The 17,915-nt window shown below is 56.7% G+C and carries 12 protein-coding genes; 3 read left to right on the top strand and 9 right to left on the bottom strand.

Annotation, left to right across the window (positions count from 1 at the left end; translation table 11 throughout):
- Nucleotides 1-127: 127 nt before the first annotated feature.
- From HMPREF2842_RS00300 to HMPREF2842_RS00265, 8 genes are all read right to left on the bottom strand, one after another.
- Nucleotides 128-1,828 (bottom strand): ABC transporter family substrate-binding protein, encoded by a 1,701-nt coding sequence (locus HMPREF2842_RS00300; protein WP_070641803.1) that lies wholly within the window; start codon nucleotides 1,826-1,828, stop codon nucleotides 128-130.
- 408 nt (nucleotides 1,829-2,236) lie between these two features.
- Nucleotides 2,237-3,964 carry an ABC transporter family substrate-binding protein gene (locus HMPREF2842_RS00295; protein WP_070641802.1) on the bottom strand — a complete coding sequence of 576 codons (1,728 nt, stop codon included), beginning with the start codon at nucleotides 3,962-3,964 and terminating at the stop codon, nucleotides 2,237-2,239.
- Nucleotides 3,965-4,332: 368 nt separating this feature from the next.
- On the bottom strand, nucleotides 4,333-6,033 hold the full coding sequence (locus HMPREF2842_RS00290; RefSeq protein WP_070505844.1) for an ABC transporter family substrate-binding protein: 1,701 nt from the start codon (nucleotides 6,031-6,033) through the stop codon (nucleotides 4,333-4,335).
- A 429-nt stretch (nucleotides 6,034-6,462) separates the two neighbouring features.
- On the bottom strand, nucleotides 6,463-8,556 hold the full coding sequence (locus HMPREF2842_RS00285; RefSeq protein WP_070593565.1) for an ABC transporter ATP-binding protein: 2,094 nt from the start codon (nucleotides 8,554-8,556) through the stop codon (nucleotides 6,463-6,465).
- A complete protein-coding gene (locus HMPREF2842_RS00280) occupies nucleotides 8,556-9,557 on the bottom strand; it encodes an ABC transporter permease (RefSeq protein WP_005507216.1) in 1,002 nt (333 codons plus the stop codon). Before HMPREF2842_RS00280 ends, HMPREF2842_RS00285 begins: the two co-directional genes overlap by 1 nt.
- Nucleotides 9,554-10,549 carry an ABC transporter permease gene (locus tag HMPREF2842_RS00275; RefSeq protein WP_005507218.1) on the bottom strand — a complete coding sequence of 332 codons (996 nt, stop codon included), beginning with the start codon at nucleotides 10,547-10,549 and terminating at the stop codon, nucleotides 9,554-9,556. Before HMPREF2842_RS00275 ends, HMPREF2842_RS00280 begins: the two co-directional genes overlap by 4 nt.
- 526 nt (nucleotides 10,550-11,075) lie before the next feature.
- Nucleotides 11,076-12,818, bottom strand: coding sequence for an MDR family MFS transporter (locus HMPREF2842_RS00270; protein ID WP_070641801.1), 1,743 nt, complete (start codon nucleotides 12,816-12,818; stop codon nucleotides 11,076-11,078).
- A gap of 129 nt (nucleotides 12,819-12,947) precedes the next feature.
- Entirely contained in the window at nucleotides 12,948-13,619 is a 672-nt protein-coding gene (locus tag HMPREF2842_RS00265; protein WP_246823120.1) for a TetR/AcrR family transcriptional regulator, read from the bottom strand.
- 113 nt (nucleotides 13,620-13,732) lie between these two features.
- Here HMPREF2842_RS00265 and cls point away from each other — a divergent pair, with 113 nt between their 5' ends.
- On the top strand, nucleotides 13,733-15,211 hold the full coding sequence (cls, locus tag HMPREF2842_RS00260) for a cardiolipin synthase (protein WP_070641799.1): 1,479 nt from the start codon (nucleotides 13,733-13,735) through the stop codon (nucleotides 15,209-15,211).
- Nucleotides 15,212-15,273: 62 nt separating this feature from the next.
- Nucleotides 15,274-16,080 (top strand): hypothetical protein, encoded by an 807-nt coding sequence (locus HMPREF2842_RS00255; protein WP_246823119.1) that lies wholly within the window; start codon nucleotides 15,274-15,276, stop codon nucleotides 16,078-16,080.
- A 1-nt stretch (nucleotide 16,081) separates the two neighbouring features.
- On the opposite strand, the gene HMPREF2842_RS00250 is transcribed toward HMPREF2842_RS00255, so the two are convergent.
- Nucleotides 16,082-17,278, bottom strand: a complete 1,197-nt coding sequence (locus HMPREF2842_RS00250) for an RNase H family protein (RefSeq protein ID WP_070641797.1) — start codon at nucleotides 17,276-17,278, stop codon at nucleotides 16,082-16,084.
- A gap of 304 nt (nucleotides 17,279-17,582) precedes the next feature.
- Here HMPREF2842_RS00250 and HMPREF2842_RS00245 point away from each other — a divergent pair, with 304 nt between their 5' ends.
- Nucleotides 17,583-17,861 (top strand): putative quinol monooxygenase, encoded by a 279-nt coding sequence (locus HMPREF2842_RS00245; protein ID WP_044150828.1) that lies wholly within the window; start codon nucleotides 17,583-17,585, stop codon nucleotides 17,859-17,861.
- Nucleotides 17,862-17,915: the final 54 nt, after the last annotated feature.

The following is a 17,915-nucleotide window of genomic DNA, read 5'->3' as shown; positions in this document are numbered from 1 at the left end:
GAATCATTACACGTTAAAACCACATCGACGGGCAGCTAAAGCGCGCTGAACCCTCCACAAGAAAAAGCTCCCCACCCCTATACGACACTGCGAAAACGTATAGGGGCGGGGAGCTTAAAACTGCGGCTTATGCCATCCAGCCAACCGAAGACCAGTCGAGGCTCTTGAAGAGGAACGCACCGTAGTTAGCGAGCTTCGGGCGGCATGCCTTGAAGTCCGGACCATTGAGGAACGGGATGAAGAGGCAAACCTCGCTCATGTGCTTCTTCTCAATTTCGTTGCACTTCTCGGCGCGCTTAGCGTCATCGAGGATGGTGACCATCTCGTCGACCATAGCGTCGATTTCGGGGGTGCCGACGCCGTTCCAGTTCTTGGAGTGGTAGAAGTACTCGGCTGCACTGGTCGGCTCGGAGGTCACGCCGAAGCCCGAAATGCTTACGTCGTACTCGCGGTTACCAACAACCTTCGAGAATTCAGACTGTGCACGCGAATCGAGCTCGAAGTTAATGCCGATTTCCTTCATGCTCTGGATGAAGGTCTGTGCCTGGCCCTTGGTGGTGGCGTCATCACCGAAGGTGGTCAGCTTCAAGGTGATGGTCTTGCCGTCCTTCGCGTAGAAGTCGCCGGACTTGGTGTAGCCTGCCTTCTCCAGGACCTTGCGTGCTTCCTCCGGGTTACGTGCCGGGTAGTTGTCGCGGTAGTACTGGGAGGAACCCAACAGAAGCATCGAGCCGGGAACTTCTTCTTCGTAGGGCAGACCCTGGAAGCGAATCTTTGCCAGAGCACCACGGTCGATACCCAGGAAGATTGCCTTACGGACAGCAACATCAGTGATGTGCTCTGCGTTCAGGTTCATGCCGCCGGCGAAGAGGCGGCGACCGCGGCGGATTTCAGAGTTTGCAACGTCCTTCATCTCGTTGTAGGCGCTGAGGGTACGTGATTCCACGACGTCCAGCTCGCCGTTCTTGTAGGCGGCGCGAGCTGCAGCGTCTGCCATTTCACGCACGACGATGCGGTCCAGCTTGGGCTTCTCACCCCACCACTTGTCGTTGGGCACAGCAGTGAAGGTCTTCTCGGAGGAGTTCCAGCCGTTGGGTGCCAGGGTGAAGGGGCCGCAACCGAGCTCGGGGTGGGGGTTGTCCACGAAGCCTTCATTGAAGAGGTTTACGTCGAGCATCGCCGGGTGCAGGATTCCGCCGAAGAGCAGACCCTTGACGGGGTTGTGCGCAGTCTTGAAAACAACGCGTGCGTGGTAGCGGTCGCCATCGATAGCTTCAACGCTTTCGATGTACTCGTAGATACCTGCTGCGGCAATCTTGTATTCACCGTCGGGGTCACGCTGGATCTGCCAGGTTGCCTTGAGTGCATCGATGTCGATGGGGGTGCCGTCGTTGAAGACTGCCTTGGGGTTCAGACGAACCTCTGCGGTGATCTTGCCGTCTACTTCCTTAGCTTCGAAGCCGAGGCAGTAGTTGGGGTCGAGCTCATCTTCGCCCTTGAAGGTGCTGCGCCAGATGCCGGCACCGGCGATAACGCCCATGGTTTCGGAGACGGAGGTGCTCGAGCCGTTCTGGGAGAAGCGGTTGAAGTCCGGACCAAGGGAGTAAGTGCTCAGGTTCAGGGTACCGCCCTGCTTGAGCTTCGAGGCATCCTGCTCGTTGATTTCATAGAACGGGGTTTCGCTTGCCTTGTGCTCGGTCTTGGAGGACGAGGAGCCACAAGCGCTCAGTACGCCGGCAGCAGCGACGGCGGTTGCGCCGCCGAACAGTACGCGGCGGCTCATGATCGGGTTGAATCCGGAGAGGGAGGGGATGGGGTGGGGGCTCATGATGGGCTCCTTGTGGGTGTGGACTGCGCTGATGCAGTGTTTGCAGTGTAGAGTGGGTGGCTTGCGTGCTCTGGAGGCGGGGTTTCCGTCTGCAGGAGCGCCTGCTATCTGCGGTGATGGGCGGGCAGGTCAAGCCATGCAAAATAATGTGACCTAAAGCTATGTTCTAAGCCACATTTAATATTTTTAGTAGTGTACACCACATAAATCACTACAGGTGCGCAACACGATAAATATTTCTCAATTATTACGCCCGACCCTAATGCAGCGGGCCTAAATCCATATCGACACAACCCCACTATCCTTCGCGCAACACCCCTCCCCCACCTCCAGAAATAGCCAACGGGCACAGCAAAGCGGGCCGAACGCGCATATACGCATTCGACCCGCTCGCAAGACAGGCACCTTTTAGGAGTTCATCCAGCCCACAGCAGCCCAGTCCATCGACTTGTACAGGCGCGGACCGTAGTTAGCCAGAGTCTTCTTGACCATCACAAAGTCAGGACCGTTCGTAATGGTGCCCAGGAAGGCGAACTCCGCCATGTGCTTCTTCTCAATCTCGTTGCAGGCGAGGTTACGTTCCTTGTCATCCTCAATGAGGGTCATGGCGTCGATGAGGGCATCGATTTCCTTGCTGCCGATACCTTCGTTGTTCTCGGAGTAGTAGAACTGCTTGGTACTCTCGGTCGCGTCAGCAGAGACCGAGTAGCCGCTGAAGGAAATATCGTAGTCCCAGTTGCCCAGAATGGTGGCGAACTCGCTATCGGCGTGCTGATCAATCCGGATCTCGATACCGACATCCTTCATCTGCTGAGTGAAGGTCTGAGCCTTACCCTTGTTGGTCGGATCGTCACCGAAGACCACCACTGCGCAGCCAGCCTTCGTGCCGTCCTTCTCGTAGTAGTCGCCGTTCTTGGTGTAGCCGGCGGCCTCCAGAATCTTCTGCGCCTCCGAAACACTATTATTCGGGGTCGGGTAAGAATCCTGGTAGTAGGGCGAGAAGGGCATATGAATCATCGAACCGGGGATAGCTTCCTCGTAGGGCAGACCCTGGAACTGAATCTTTGCGAGTGCTTCACGGTTGGTGCCGACGAAGATTGCCTTACGCAGGGCAGCATCCTTGACGCGGCGGGGATTGATATCCAGGCCACCGGCGTAGAGGCGGGTGCCCTTACGCAGTTCGGTACCCGCAATGTTCTTCACCTCGGCATAGGTGGAGGAGGTGCTCGCACCGATAGCGTCAATTTCATCGTTCTTGAACGCGGCACGTGCAGCGCTGGACTCCATCTGGGTAAAGACAATCTTGTCCAGCAGGGGCTTGGTGCCCCACCACTTGTCATTGGGCACAACACTGAAGGTCTTTGCGGTGGAGTCCCAGCCCTTATCCGCCAGGGTGAAGGGGCCAGCCCAGTACTCGGGGTGGGGCGCATCCACGAAGCCGTTGTTGAAGAGCTCGACGTTTTCCAGTGCGGGGTGCAGAATCTCAGAGAAGAGGCTCTGCAGCGGGTAGAAGGGCTTGGAGAAGGTGACGGCGCTGTAGTCGTCTTCGCCCTTTTCTACGGATTCAACGAATTCGTAGATGCCGCTGGTGACAATGTTGTAGCCGTTATCCAGGCTCTTGAAGATGTTCCAGGTGGACTGGAGCGCCTTGTAGGTGATGGGGGTGCCATCATTGAAGACAGCCTTGGGGTTGAGCTTGACGGCAACCTGAATCTTGTCGCCCTTCTTGCTGTGCTCGAAGGAGACAGCGAAGTCAGTGTTCAGCTTGTAGGTGCCATCAAAGTCGAGGTTCCACATGCCAGCCTGACTGATGGTGCTCATAACGTTGACGTTATCGCTGGTGTTACCGCTCTGGGTGTAGAAGTTGAAGTTCGGACCGATGGATCCGGCGGGCAGGCGCAGGATGCCACCCTTCTTCAGGCTGTTCACGTCCTGGGCGTTGATGTCGTAGAGGTCTTCGATCTTGGCACCGGCGCCGGCAGCCTTGGTCTTTTCAGAGCTTGCGCTGCCGTTGCCGCAGGCGCTGAGCAGACCTACAGCTCCCAGAGCCGCGGTGCCGCCAATGAGGACGCGGCGGCTGAAGCTGTTCTTGGTCGCTTCGTGGCTACTCGCGGTGTATGCGGTGTTGGCGGTCATGGGAGTGGTTTCCTTCTATCTTGTGCGGGCGGGTGTACCCCGTATTCCCGAAGTAATGATTATTTATGCAGAGCACTGCATAACTTTGTATGACTTCACTGTAGCGCACCTCGAGAGCGAAAACCAAGCATTTTCACAATATTTCTTAATATTTATCGTGTTTTTTGAATATTCATACTATGAATACCCTGTTTTTGCGCGAATTCTTCAGATTTTTCCGGATAGCTATACCCCCGCTCCCCTGCATCGGTACATAAAAGCACCCAAAGCACCCCCTCCAGAAATGCAAAAAGTGTCCACCCGGATAATCCGGGTGGACACTTTCAATAGCTCTAGGCTATTCACCTAGGAGGTGAAGGGATGAGGACTTACTTAGCCCAACCAACCTTCTCCCAGTGAATGCCGGTGCCCTGGAAGAGGGACACGCCGTAGTTGCGCAGACCCTTCTTCACGAACTTGTACTCGGGGCCGTTCATGAGCGGAATCAGCACTGCGAACTCAGCCAGGTGCTTCTTCTCGATCTCATTGCAAGCCTGGTTGCGTTCCTTGTCGTCAGCAATGAGCTTCATCTTTGCGATCATCTCATTGATCTCATCGGAACCAGCTTCCTCAGGCTTACGGCGCATGTAGAACTGCTCGGTAGCCTCGGTAGCATCCGGGGAGCTCGGAGCGAAACCGGAGGAGGTTGCGTCGTAGTCCTTGGAGGCCATGGTCTTGTTAAACTCGCTAACAGCACGGGAGTCGAGCTCAGCATTAATACCTACGGACTTCAGCTGCTGAACCAGGGTCTGACCGACAGCCTTGGAGGTGGGATCCTCACCGAAGATGGAGAACTTGAAGGCAGCCTGCTTGCCGTCCTTCTCGTAGAACTCACCGTTCTTGGTGTAGCCTGCATCTTCCAGAATCTTGGATGCAGCAGCAGCATCGTTGTTCGGGGTCGGGTAGGTGTCCTGGTAGTACTCGTTGAAGGGCATGTGAATCATCGAGTTGGGAAGCTTCTCTTCGTAATCCAGGCCCTGGAAACGAACCTTGGCGAGAGCCTCACGGTTCAGACCAGTAACCACAGCGCGGCGCAGAGCAACATCCTGCATGCGGGCGGGGTTCATGGTCACGCCACCGGAGAACAGGCGAGAGCCTCGGCGGATCTCGATGTTAGCAACGTCCTTGAGCTCCTTGTATGCGGAAGCGGTGGTAGCACCAATCGCATCAAGCTCATCGTTCTTGAATGCCGCGCGCTCAGCAGCGGGATCCATCTGACGGAAGACAATGCGCTCCAGAACGGGCTTCTCGCCCCACCACTTGTCGTTGCGGGTCAGGGTCAGGGTCTTCTCGGTCGAGTTCCAACCACCTTCAGCAATGGTGAAGGGGCCAACCCAGTACTCGGGGTGCGGCTTGTCAACGAAACCAGTGTTGAAGAGTTCCTTGTCCAGCAGAGCCGGGTGCACAATGCCAGCGAAGAGGGTATTCAGCGGGTAGTAAGGTGCGGAGAAAGTTACCTTCACCTTGAAGTCATCACCGTCGCGATCCACGGAAGCAATGCTGCTGTAGATGCCGCTGCTTCCGACCTTGTAGTCACCATCGGTGCTCTTGAGGATGTTCCAGGTAGCCTGCAGAGCCTTGTAGTCGATGGGGGTACCATCGTTGAACTTAGCCTGGGGGTTCAGCTCAATGGAGACGACGGGCAGACCGTTTTCTTCGGCGACATCGAAGCTCTTCGCAAACTCGGGAGCCAGAGTGCGCTTACCCAGGGGGTCACCCTGCCACAGGCCTGCGTAAGCCACGGGGCTCATAGCGGTCTGAGTGTACAGGGAGTTGCCGTCCGCGCTGAAAAGGTTGAAGTCCGGACCAATACCCGGAACAGCCAGGCGCAGAGTGCCGCCATCCTTCAGCTCAGAAACAGCGGCCTCAGCAAGGTCATAAAGCTCCTTGGCATCGGTGCCCACGGTTGCACCCTTGGTGGTTGCCTTGGAGTCCTTGGACGAGCCGCACGCAGCCAGTACGCCCACGGTACCCAGTGCTGCAGCGCCACCGAGAACGGTACGACGGTTCAGGATGAAATTCTTCTCCATGAGAGTGTCCTCTTATACGTTTGACCCTCAATAATCCTGCAGGAAAGCGTCAAGGATTCCCTGCTCATGCGCCGCAATAGGGTGCGGTGAGCGATGAATTAGTGCCGGTCTATGAATGTGTTCCTTGAGGTACGCCCCTAGCGGCGCACCCACAGGCTTAATTATGGCTTACTGCCAGCAGGAAAGCTCTTCCATAAATATTCATATCTTGAATGGTGAGAAAGGTTATACCTAGTCAGGGCGGTTTTACCCGTTTTCCGGACCGTTTCAGTGCCTAGCGCCACATTCTGCGGTTCCCCCCGTCTCACTAGGTGACAATCTCGAACAACGTACAGCCCACCAATACCGGGCATAAAAAACCCGAGGGGCGAATATTCAACGAATATTCGCCCCTCGGCACACATGCGACTTATTCAGCCGACTCTAGAGCTACACCGTAGCGGCCTCAGCCTCAGGGTAGTAGCAAGCATAACCGTGATCCTGGCCCTCAACGGGGGTCAGTTCCGGCATCTCCTCCAGGCAACGACGCTTCTTGTCCTCAGGCAGCAGCTTGAAGACCGGGCAACGGCTCGAGAAGCCACAGCCCTTAGGCGCGTTCACCGGAGTGGGCAGGTCGCCCTCAAGCATAATGCGGTGGCGCTTTGCCTCAACCTCGGGATCCGGAACCGGAATCGCCGAGAGCAGTGCACGGGTGTACGGGTGGATCGGGTTGTCGAACACCTGGTCGACGTCACCAATCTCAACAATACGACCCAGGTACATCACTGCAACGCGGTCGGATGCGTGGCGAATCACCGCAAGGTCGTGAGCAACCATCAGGTAGCTCAGGCCCAGGTTTGCACGCAGCTCCTCCAACAGGTTAATCACACCAGCCTGGACGGACACGTCCAGCGCGGACACCGGCTCATCCAGAACCACGAGCTTGGGGTTCACAGCAAGCGCACGAGCAATACCGATACGCTGACGCTGACCACCAGAGAACTGGTTCGGGAAGCGGTTCACGTGATCAGGCTGCAGACCCACAATGTGCATCAGCTCGATGACGCGCTTCTTGATGTCTGCCTTGTTCATGCCCTGGTTTTCCAGGGGCTCAGCAAGCACCTCGTAAACGGTGAAGCGCGGATCCAAAGCACCGGTGGGGTCCTGGAACACCATCTGCTGGTTCTTACGCAGCTCAAGAATCTCACCTGCGGACTTGCCGTCCTTGGTGGAGGTTCCGTTAATCAGAATCTCACCGTCGGTGTTCTTGTTGAACTCCATGATTTCCAGCAGGGTGGTGGTCTTACCACAACCGGACTCACCCACGATGGAGAAGCACTCGCCCTCGCGAATGTCGAAGGACAGGCCGTTCACAGCCTTCACAGTGCCCACGCGGCGCTTAATCAGCGCACCCTTCATGAGCGGGAAGTGCTTCTTGACGTTGCGGACCTCCAGGACGGGGGCACGCTCCTCACGCGGAATACCGTCGTACTTCGATACCGGGGGCTCCGGAACCGGGTACAGCTCGTCTGCGGTCTTACCGACCAGCTCCTGAGAGATGGTGCAGGAGGAGTAGTGGCCCTCGCCAACGCCTTCCAGCAGCTGCAGATCGGGCTCGCCGTTGGAGTCCTGGCAGCACTGGCCACCGCTTTTAGCGATGGGGCAACGCGGGCGGAAGGAGCACGCGGTCACCGGGTTAATCAGGTTCGGAGGGGTACCCTCGATGGGTACCAGGGAGACCTTCTCGGAACGGTCCACACGCGGGACCGCACCCAGCAGACCGATGGTGTACGGGTGGGAGGGATGCTTGTACAGGTCTTCTGCCTTAGCAATCTCCACCGGCTTACCGGCGTACATCACCAGAATGTCGTCAGCCATACCAGCCACAACACCGAGGTCGTGGGTAATCATGATGGTCGCTGCGCCGGTCTCTTCCTGAGCCTTCTGCATAACCTCCAGCACCTGCGCCTGAATGGTCACATCCAGTGCGGTGGTGGGCTCATCGGCGATGAGCACGCGGGGGTCATTCGCAATCGCCATAGCGATCATGATGCGCTGACGCATACCACCGGAGAACTCGTGCGGGAAGGAACGCAGGCGGTCAGCCGGCGAAGGAATACCCACCATACGCATCAGTTCGATGGAACGGTCCTTGATAGCCTGCTTGCTCATGCCCTTGTTGTGGACCTTGAGCACCTCAGCAATCTGATCACCAATGGTGTACACGGGGGTCAGCGAGGACAGCGGATCCTGGAAGATCATAGAGATCTCCTTGCCGCGGTATGCGCACATTTCCTTATCGCTCAAGCCCAGCAGCTCGGTGCCGTTGTACTTGACCGAACCGGTGATGTCAGCGGTAGTCGGGTGCAGGCCCATGATTGCCATGGAGGCAACGGACTTACCGGAACCGGACTCACCCACAATACCCAGGGTCTTACCGGGGTACAGGTCAAAGTTCACACCGCGAACAGCGTGCACGATGCCATTCTCAGTGTTGAAGCGGACGTTGAGGTCCTTAACGCTCAGAACGGGAGAGGTACTCATTAGTTCTTCGCCTCCTTTGCAGCGGCAGCGGGTGCCTCTGCCTTCTCGTTCTTCTTGGACTTCTTGATCTTACCGACCGACATCGAAGTCGGGTCGAATGCGTCACGCAGACCGTCGTTCATGAGGGCCAGCGGACCAACCAGCAGGAAGAAGAACAGAACCGGGAACCAGAACATGTGCGGCAGGGTGTTAATCTGCTGCGAAGCATCCGAAATCAGCGAGCCCAGCGAGTAGTTGGGGTACTTAATACCGATGCCGATGAAGGAGTAAGCGACCTCAGAGAGCACAGCGCCCATGATGCCGCTGGTGAAGTTCAGAACCAGCAGGGAGCCAATGTTCGGAACCAGGTGGCGCATCACAATCTTGAAGGGGTGCACACCCATGTAGCGTGCAGCCTTCACGAAGTCGCGGTTGATGAGGGACTGCGCCATTGCACGAATAACACGGGCGCTACCCATCCAGCCGAAGGCAATCAGCACTGCAGAGAGCAGAACCCAGGTGGGGACGCTCTTCTGAATCTGCTTACCAACCTGACCGTTGATCAGAATTGCCAGAATCAGCAGCGAGGGAACCATGATCAGGGTCTCGAGGATGAACAGCATAATCTTGTCAATCCAGCCACCGAAGTACGCCATCACACAACCGTAAACTGCGGAGATGAACACAGTGGCCAAACCGACGACCACACCAATCTGGAGAGAGGTCCAGACGGCCTCAGACATCATGGCGAACACGTCATTACCCGCGATGGTGGTACCGAACCAGTGCTCGGCCGAGGGGCCTTCACCCAGCGCCATGTAGTCAATGTCGTTGGGCTTGTACTTGGTCAGGTACTTACCGAACAGACCGAACAGACCCATGCCGATGAACACGCACAGACCGAAGACTGCAGCCTTGTTACGCAGGAAGCGGCGCAGAATAATAACGCTCTTGTTGATGACCTTGAAGTCACCGTTCTCCTGTACCACCGGTACGGAGGAAGTTGCAGTTACCTGACTCATGAGATCCTCACTCGGGGGTCGACGATGGTGGTAGCGATATCAGCGATGATCGCACCGACAGCGAACAGTGCAGAACCGTACGCGAGGGTCACGGTCGCAGCGTTCACGTCCTGCGCGGAAATGGAGTCAATCGACCACTTACCGATACCGGGCCATGCAAAGACGGTCTCGGCGAAGAATGCACCCGCAAAAATCATCGGAATCTGGTACGCGATGGACTGTGCCACGGGGATGAAGGAGACGCGCAGTGCGTGGCGAGTAATCGCCTGGTTACGGGTCAAGCCCTTAGCACGAGCGGTACGCACGAAGTCAGCGTTCACGTTATCGAGCAGGTACTGACGCTGTGCAATCTGGTAACCAGCCCAACCGAAGATGGTCATACAGAAGGTCGGCACGACGTAGTGCGCCGCCATATCCATGGTGATTTCCCAGAATCCGGTCAGACCCGGAGTCGAAATACCGGTCACATAGAAAATCTTCTCTCCACCATTAGCAACGGCGATGTTGTTGATAGTGGTCGCGCCCTGCTGCACCACGAAGTAAGCAACGGGAGCGGGGATGATGTAGACCAGGTAGGAGTAACCGGTGATAACACGGTCAGAGAACTTGTACTGGCGAGCTGCCGAGTACACACCCAGGGCAATACCAATCACAATCGAGAGAATGGTAGCCACCAGCAGCAGGCGGGTAGAAACCCACACGCGCTGGCCAAATTCCTGGTTAATGTACGCGCCGTTGGGGCTACGGCCCCAATCGAACTTGGTGACCACATTGGTCAGCCACTGAACGTAGCGGTCCCAGGGGTTCATTTCGGGATCGAGACCCAGGGATGCGAAGTTACGGTTCACCTGCTCGGGGCTAGGCTTCGGAACCTTTTCCTGCTCCAAGAGGGCAGGCTTCAGGGCAGTAACCGCTGCAAAGTAACCCATCGTGGTCGTAATAAAGACCATGACGAGGTACGTCAGCGATCGCTGGAGGATGTACCTAAACATGGGACGGTTCCCCTCCTTGTGTAGATGTCGGTGTTAAGGCATGTGTGTCATGCTGTCCTAGCGCACTGCTTCGTGATGACTGTCACTAGGAGCATATGTACTTTATCTTATATAGCCTGTAACACTTCCACCAAACCCACATTGGGCACTTTCACTCCTTAGAACAGCCTGTATGCAAGCTAAAAGGGAGCTGGGTAAAAAAATGCCCCGGAATACCGGGGAAAAGGGGCGGATTAACAATTTTTACGAAAATTTTACATCGGAAACAATTCTCTCGACATAGGGACGTAATAACCTTTTCGATAAGCGCTTTAATGGGGCAAAACACCACGTAAACCCACTATTTAAGGGACTAAACCAACACTTCCAACCCCTAAACCAAGCACTAAGGCACACCTCTTAAGCGCGCTATTTAAGGCAACTCAGCCAAAAACGGCGCCCCGGCACGAGCACACGACTCGCACCGGGGCGCCGCTTATATAGGAAGGCAACGCCTCCGGCGCGCACCTTTTCGTTATCCCTCATTCTAAGAACGCGAGGAGCCGCCATCCTCCGAAGAACCCGCCTCAGGCGAAGCCTCCGAGCTCAACGACTCATCAATACGAGCACGAGCAGAGGCGTGCATGCTCTTCAGAGCCTCAGCATCCTTAGCCGCCATCTCCGGAGTAATCACCGGAATCGCACCGGTCGCCGCACGGGCAATATCAACAGCCGGCTCAGTCTCCAGGGTCGTCGCCAGCGCATCCTCACGAATGAAGAACAGAAGCAGCGTAGACACCAGGCCCAGCGGCACCAGGTACAGGAACAGCGGAATCAACGCATCGTTATAGGCATTCACAATGATGCCGTGCACCGGCTCCGGCAAAGACGCCACAAGCTCAGGAGTCAGAGACGAAGACGCATGGCTACCTGAAGACTGCAGCGCCTGCTGCGGCATACGCTCAGAAATCAGCGAGGTCAGACGCGAGGTAAACAGACCACCCACCAGCGAGGCACCCACAGTAGCACCCACCTGACGGAAGAAGTTATTCGACGCCGTCGCGGTACCAACCACGCTCACCGGGAACGCATTCTGAACAATCAGAGTCAAGAACTGCATGGACATACCCAGACCGGCACCCATCACCGCAAGGTACACACAGAACAGCCAGGTCGGAGTCTCAATAGTCACGGTCGACAGCAGGAACAGGCCCAGCGCCACAATCGCGGTACCGCTCGTCACGTAACGCTTGTAGCGACCGCTCTTCGACACCACGCGGCCCGTCACAATGGATACCACCAGCATGACACCCATCATCGGGATCATCAGCAGACCGGCAACCGTAGCGCTCACACCCAGCGCCATCTGCAGATAAGTCGGGATATACTCCACCGCACCAAACATTGCCACACCCAGCGCCAGCGAAGCGCCCAGAGTCAGCAAGAAGTTACGGTTCTTGAACAGGTACATGGGCATGACCGGCTCAGCCGCACGGTTCTCCACCGGGATGAACACCAGCGCAGCAACCACCGAGAAAATCAGCAGACCAATAATCTGCGGCGAAGCCCACTCGTACTGGTTACCGCCCCAAATCGTGGCAAGCACCAGCGCACTCGTACCCGCCATCAGAATCAGCGAGCCAAGGTAGTCGATGCTGTGCTTCTCACGCTCACGGAACGGGCGGTGCGGCAGCAAGAAAATCACCGCAAGAATCGACAGAATAGCCAGCGGCAGGTTCAGCCAGAACGCCCAACGCCAACCCGGCCCCTCAGTAATCCAGCCACCAATCAGCGGACCAGCCACCGACGAGAACGCAAAAACGCCACCGATAATACCCATGTAGCGGCCACGGTCGCGGGGAGGAATCACATCAGCAATCACAGCCTGAGAAAGAATCATCAGACCGCCGCCGCCCAGACCCTGCAGGGCACGAGCAAAAATCAGCCAGTTCATGTCCTGAGCGAGCGCACCAACAATCGAACCCGCCATGAAAGCGACAATCGCAAAAATCAGGAAGGGCTTGCGTCCGAACTGGTCAGAAAGCTTGCCGTAGACCGGCATCGTAATCGTCGAAAGCAGGATGAAAATAGTAATCACCCAGCTCATGTGCTCCACGCCGTGAAGCTCACCCACAATCGTGGGCAGCGACGGCGCCAGAATCGTTTGGTTCAGCGAGGACATGAGCATCACAATGACCAGGCCCAGGAACATGGCGCGGATGCGGTTTTTACTTTCCTGCTTAGCCTCGCCGGCTGGCGGCTGAGGTAGCTTCTTTTCCTCTGTACTCATCGATAATCCTTAGTTACGTTCTATATGTTTCTGTTATGTGTCCGCCAGGTTCTTGATTCGGTTGCCTCGATTCGGGGCCTCGGATTCGGTTTCCGGCGGGCTTTTGTAGTTTGTAGCAGTGAACCGCCGCTAGATTGCCGGTCGGTTCTGCTCAAAAAGCAGGAACTGGAAGGTCTTCACCGTCTGGCGGATATGGCGGGCAATATCCTCTTTATCTTCCAGGTCGCGGGCGAACTCCAGCTGACGAAGCACCGCGGAGGCAAGCTGGACCTTTGCGCGTGATCGCTCCCGGAAGTGATCGGTCAGCGGGTCAGCGGGGGTTCGGCGCGGGAAGGGGCCGCGGCGACCAGCAGCATCAAAAGCCACCCAGTCGATGGTGTTCAGGTACTCGGTGAGCACCTGTTCGCACTTCATGTAGTGCATCTTCATTCGTTTCGCGGACTCGGGGAACTCCTGATAGGGAGCTCGAGGGTCCTTGCCCTTGGCGTAGTGGAAGCTCTGGAAAATGACCTCCCAGAGAAGGTGGGTTACACGAATGATCGTGTTGTCATCCTCGTGGGCACGGTCTGTTTCGAGGATTTCCTCGCTGACCACCGGTTCGCGCAGACCCAGGACGGCATCCTCTTTAGAGGGGAAGTAGTTGAAGAAGGTACGCGGGGAGACGCCCGCCTCCTGGGCGATTTCTTCAACGGTGGTTCCGCGCATCCCGTGTTCGCGGACGCGTTTGAGGGCTGCTTCGTGGATTGCCGTCCAGGTTTGTTCGCGGCGGCGTTCGCGAAGGCTCTGTTCCTTTTTCTGCATAACTGCAATTATTTCATCACTGCACACAATGCTCAAGTGCATTTTTGGCGTTAAGGCCCACAGCATAGCCAGCTAAGCTCCAGCCCCACACAAAACATCGGCATAATAGAGGGATGAACTTGTTTGCCCCCGCCTATCTCGATTTCCTGCCAGACTGGCTACGCCTCGCACTCGGCATCGCCGATATCCTCATCCGACTCGCAGCCCTCTGTTGGCTCCCCTACAACCGCAAACCCGTGGTTGCCCTGGGCTGGCTCATGGCCATCTTCTTCATCCCCTTCGTAGGGTTCATCGCATTCCTCGTCTTCGGCTCCTCGCGCCTGCCCGCCTACCGCCGCGCACGCCAACACGCCATGAACGACTTGATCCGCGAAGTCAGCGAGAACAAGCCCTTCCTCACCCGCACCGACGACCTCTCCGACCCCGCAAAGGCAGCCAGCCAGCTCAACTACACCCTGGGCTCACTCCCCCTGGTCGGCGGCAACCAATTCACCCTCCACACCGACAACCACGAGGCAATGGTCGCCATGGCGGAAGAAGTCGACCGCGCCACCAAATACGTGCACTTCGAGTTCTACATCACCGCCTACGACGAGGCGAGCGCAGTCCTCTGGGACGCCCTCTTCGCAGCCCACGAACGCGGTGTACAGGTGCGCGTACTCCTCGACCACATCGGCTCCTGCAAATACCCGTCCTATAAGAAACTCGTGAAAATGCTCAACGACTCGGGTATGCAGTGGCGCCTCATGCTGCCGCTCAAACCGTGGAAACTCAAGTGGCAGCGACCCGACCTGCGTAACCACCGCAAGGTCCTCGTCGTGGACGGACGCGTCGCGTTCTCCGGTTCGCAGAACGCTATTCACCGCTCCTACGACATGCCCGAAAACATTAAGAAGGGCTTGGAGTGGAAGGACCTGACCTTCTCCTGCACCGGCCCCATCGTTGAAGAGCTCAACGCCGTTTTCGTCTCCGACTGGTACTCCGAAACGAACCAGCTGATCCTGGCAGAAATTAACACCAATATCCCCTACTACAAGGATGGGATGCGCGCCCAGGTTGTGCCCTCCGGCCCCGGTTTTGAAACCGAAAACAACCTGCGCCTCATTAACTACCTGATCTACAACGCCGAGCGGCGTATCACCATCTGCTCACCCTACTTCGTACCCGAAGAGACCCTACTGCAGGCACTCACGAACGCCGCATACTCCGGTATTGAAACCACCGTGATTGTGTGCGAGAAGGGCGACCAGTTCCTGCCGAACATGGCGCAGCGTTCCTACTACGAGCAGCTGCTGCAGGCGGGTGTGCGTATTCTGCAGTACCCCAGCCCGACCGTGCTGCACTCCAAGTTCATGATGGTCGACGACGAAATCGCGTTCATTGGCTCGTCCAATATGGACCCGCGTTCCTTCTCACTGAACATGGAAGTGTCAACGTTCGTCATTGACCGCGGCATGGTCGCGATGCTGGATGAAGTATGCGCCGAATACGAGCAGGTCTGCACCGAGCTGCTGTACACCCAGTGGGCGGAGCGCCCGCGCCGCATCAAGATGGTGGAGAACCTCTGCCGACTGTGGTCATCGCTCCTCTAAGCTATTTGTCACACACTCGGGGGTCTGAGTTTTCATCCCCGCACCCGCCAAAGGACTATCGAATGCCCCTTCTATTCCGTAAAGCACGCCGTAAATTCGCTGAACTCGATGCGCACGACGTTGCTCACCGTATCTCTGCGTACACCTACGGTAATTTCTTGGTGCTGGCGGCTCTGCTGAGCATTCACGACGCGAACGCTATCTTTGACGGCACCGCAATCCTCTACATTACGGGTACCGGTCTGACCACCTACATTGCCCACGTCATCGCAGAAATGCAGGAGTACCGGGTACTGCACGGCGGCACCCCGCCGCGAGATTTCGTCAAGCACGCGCTGGGCAACGCGAGCCCTATTCTGGGTACGACCGTGTACCCCGTGGCGCTCCTGATTCTGGCGACATTCCTACCGCCCGGCGGCACCTACGACATCATTTTTGACTGCACTATTATTCTCTGTCTTGTGACCGTGGTGTGGCGTATTTTTACCCTCAACTTCGCGATTGCTCGCTACCGCGGCGAGCCAATCTGCTGGCGTACTGTCCGAAGCGCCGTGTGGCTCACCCTCGCCGTTATTGTTCTTGCGATTGTGAAGATTATGTTCACCCACGTGGTAAATAACCTAAAAGCTCCCCCCCCCCTGAGTTCGATTGATTCGACGCTCAGGGGGAGCTTTCGTTTCCCCCGCATTCTTTTCCCACGCACCATTGCAGGATGCGCGGGGCTACAAGCTAGAGCAGCGCTACAGGTGAGCCTCGTAAAAGCGCATGCGGAGAAGGCAAAAGGGCAAAAAGAAACACGCGACACCTCCGACATTGCATACTTTCGTATGCGGCGAATGTATCGCGCGTTCATTTCTACCCTGGACTAGTTTAGCGCCATAAACGGTTTCCCGTGTGGATTGAAGAAGGTTTAATCTGCAACCACTCCGGCGCAAGCAGGCGAACAGCCTTCGCACAACCCGACAAAGCAGTAATAATCGACTCGCAACGCTGATTAAACTCGCTCTGATGACGCTTATCCACAATCTGCCCCGGAAAATGGCGATGCATCTTCGACACAGAGTCGCTACTCTCCTGCAAACCGTGGCCCGTATGGCCCGGAACATGCTTCACCAGCACACGCTTCTCGCGGATAGCCTCCGTCAAAGCACGCATCTGAGCCACCACGCGCTCATCCTGAATACCCTCAGAAACCCACGCCTCAAAAGCCCAACGGCTATACGCCAAACGCAACACAAACGTCAACGCACCCAAAGAATCCGTATGAATAATCAGGCGGCGCGAACCGCTATGGAACACCGTATAAGCCGCCAACATCGCAGACAGCTCACCGGTCATAATGTTCACGCCATCATAGTGGGCATGAAAATAGAAGCCGTCCTCACTCACGCCGGCGATACCCATACGGCCGCCACGCTGATACTTCTTATTGTGAGTCGAACGGAACGAACAATCCGTGAAAACGCTATAGTCCTGCAGCTGATCCAGCGGTCGAGGGGTCAGTGCCTCCTCCACCATCTCATCCACGGCGGTACGTGCCGCACACACCTCAGCCTGCATCCGCTCATACGCGGGCGTGCCAGCAAGCTTCACATGCACTTCACCCAAAGAATGGTTATCGTACGGGTCCAGCACCTTCTCAAAGGCGCGGTACTCCATAATCCCCTTCAACTGGTCGCAATCACGGAAAAGATGCTTCAGATTCTTACGGTCAGCAGCAATCGTCACCAGGTTCTGACGGTACTGCTCAGGAACCACATCCCACGCAGAAAGCACGGCACGACCCAGCAGACGCGGATGCACCTCATCACAACACTCCATGAGGGAATGAACGTGAGTGAAAAGCATCGGCTCCTCATTCACCACAGTGCGGGTGCCGTCCTGCTTAGAAATAAAAACCACCGTCGACAACGCCGAATAACAAAAACCTTGCGCCTTACGATGCTCCTGAGCCACCGCAATCACAGCAACGCCCTGATCCGTGTACCCGGCAGGGTACGAGGCGCTATAGTCGGGCGCCTCCCAGGTCAGGGTGCATCGTTTGATATGCGCCGGTGAAAATCCCATGAGTGTCACCCCCCATGTGTGCCATACCGCGTCTCCTTCCATTCATGCGGTGTATCGTCCTCATTCTTTTATAGGTCGAAAAGAAAGGGGCACGCAAATATAAAACACCTTTTTTACAGTTAGCGAATGGATCACCGCAATTCCTCTCTCACGCCGGCACAGCACAAAACCCAGTACAGAACACAGCGCACAACACAGCGCGAGAAACCCCCGCGCATACCTCACCGAGGCGCGGGGAAAGGTGTACGGTAAAAGAGTCATATACGACGCGGCAACCGCCGCACCACCCCACAAGGAGAGCCCCATGATTGGTGTCTACGCCGGAGTATCCGTCAAGCCCGAGCACGTCGAAGAATTCCTCAAGACCATCGAACCGCTCGTGACCGCAAGCCGCCAGGACGAAGGCAACGTCAGCTACGACTTCGGTGCCGTCTCCGACACCGACTTCGCATTCATCGAGCGTTGGGAATCCCAGGAACTGCTCGAAAAGCACATGGGCACCGAACACTTCCAGAAGGCTGTCGCCGCATGGGAGCCGCTGCTCTCCTCCGAGCTGGACGTTCGCATCGTCAACTTCCGCTAAACGACGTTAAAGACCGAGGTGCCCGGCACCCCCTAAGTGAGGGGTGCCGGGCAC

This window comes from Rothia sp. HMSC069C10 (genome assembly GCF_001812205.1).
In the GTDB taxonomy this organism is placed as follows: Bacteria; Actinomycetota; Actinomycetes; order Actinomycetales; family Micrococcaceae; genus Rothia; species Rothia mucilaginosa.
Note: the sequence above shows the minus strand (reverse complement) of the source record. Positions and strands in the feature narration are given on the sequence as shown.

Coding starts and splice junctions, on each gene's coding strand:
- HMPREF2842_RS00300 (WP_070641803.1), bottom strand. CDS start 1,828: ATGAGCCCCCACCCCATCCCCTCCCTCTCCGGATTCAACCCGATCATG.
- HMPREF2842_RS00295 (WP_070641802.1), bottom strand. CDS start 3,964: ATGACCGCCAACACCGCATACACCGCGAGTAGCCACGAAGCGACCAAG.
- HMPREF2842_RS00290 (WP_070505844.1), bottom strand. CDS start 6,033: ATGGAGAAGAATTTCATCCTGAACCGTCGTACCGTTCTCGGTGGCGCT.
- HMPREF2842_RS00285 (WP_070593565.1), bottom strand. CDS start 8,556: ATGAGTACCTCTCCCGTTCTGAGCGTTAAGGACCTCAACGTCCGCTTC.
- HMPREF2842_RS00280 (WP_005507216.1), bottom strand. CDS start 9,557: ATGAGTCAGGTAACTGCAACTTCCTCCGTACCGGTGGTACAGGAGAAC.
- HMPREF2842_RS00275 (WP_005507218.1), bottom strand. CDS start 10,549: ATGTTTAGGTACATCCTCCAGCGATCGCTGACGTACCTCGTCATGGTC.
- HMPREF2842_RS00270 (WP_070641801.1), bottom strand. CDS start 12,818: ATGAGTACAGAGGAAAAGAAGCTACCTCAGCCGCCAGCCGGCGAGGCT.
- HMPREF2842_RS00265 (WP_246823120.1), bottom strand. CDS start 13,619: ATGCAGAAAAAGGAACAGAGCCTTCGCGAACGCCGCCGCGAACAAACC.
- cls (WP_070641799.1), top strand. CDS start 13,733: ATGAACTTGTTTGCCCCCGCCTATCTCGATTTCCTGCCAGACTGGCTA.
- HMPREF2842_RS00255 (WP_246823119.1), top strand. CDS start 15,274: ATGCCCCTTCTATTCCGTAAAGCACGCCGTAAATTCGCTGAACTCGAT.
- HMPREF2842_RS00250 (WP_070641797.1), bottom strand. CDS start 17,278: ATGGGATTTTCACCGGCGCATATCAAACGATGCACCCTGACCTGGGAG.
- HMPREF2842_RS00245 (WP_044150828.1), top strand. CDS start 17,583: ATGATTGGTGTCTACGCCGGAGTATCCGTCAAGCCCGAGCACGTCGAA.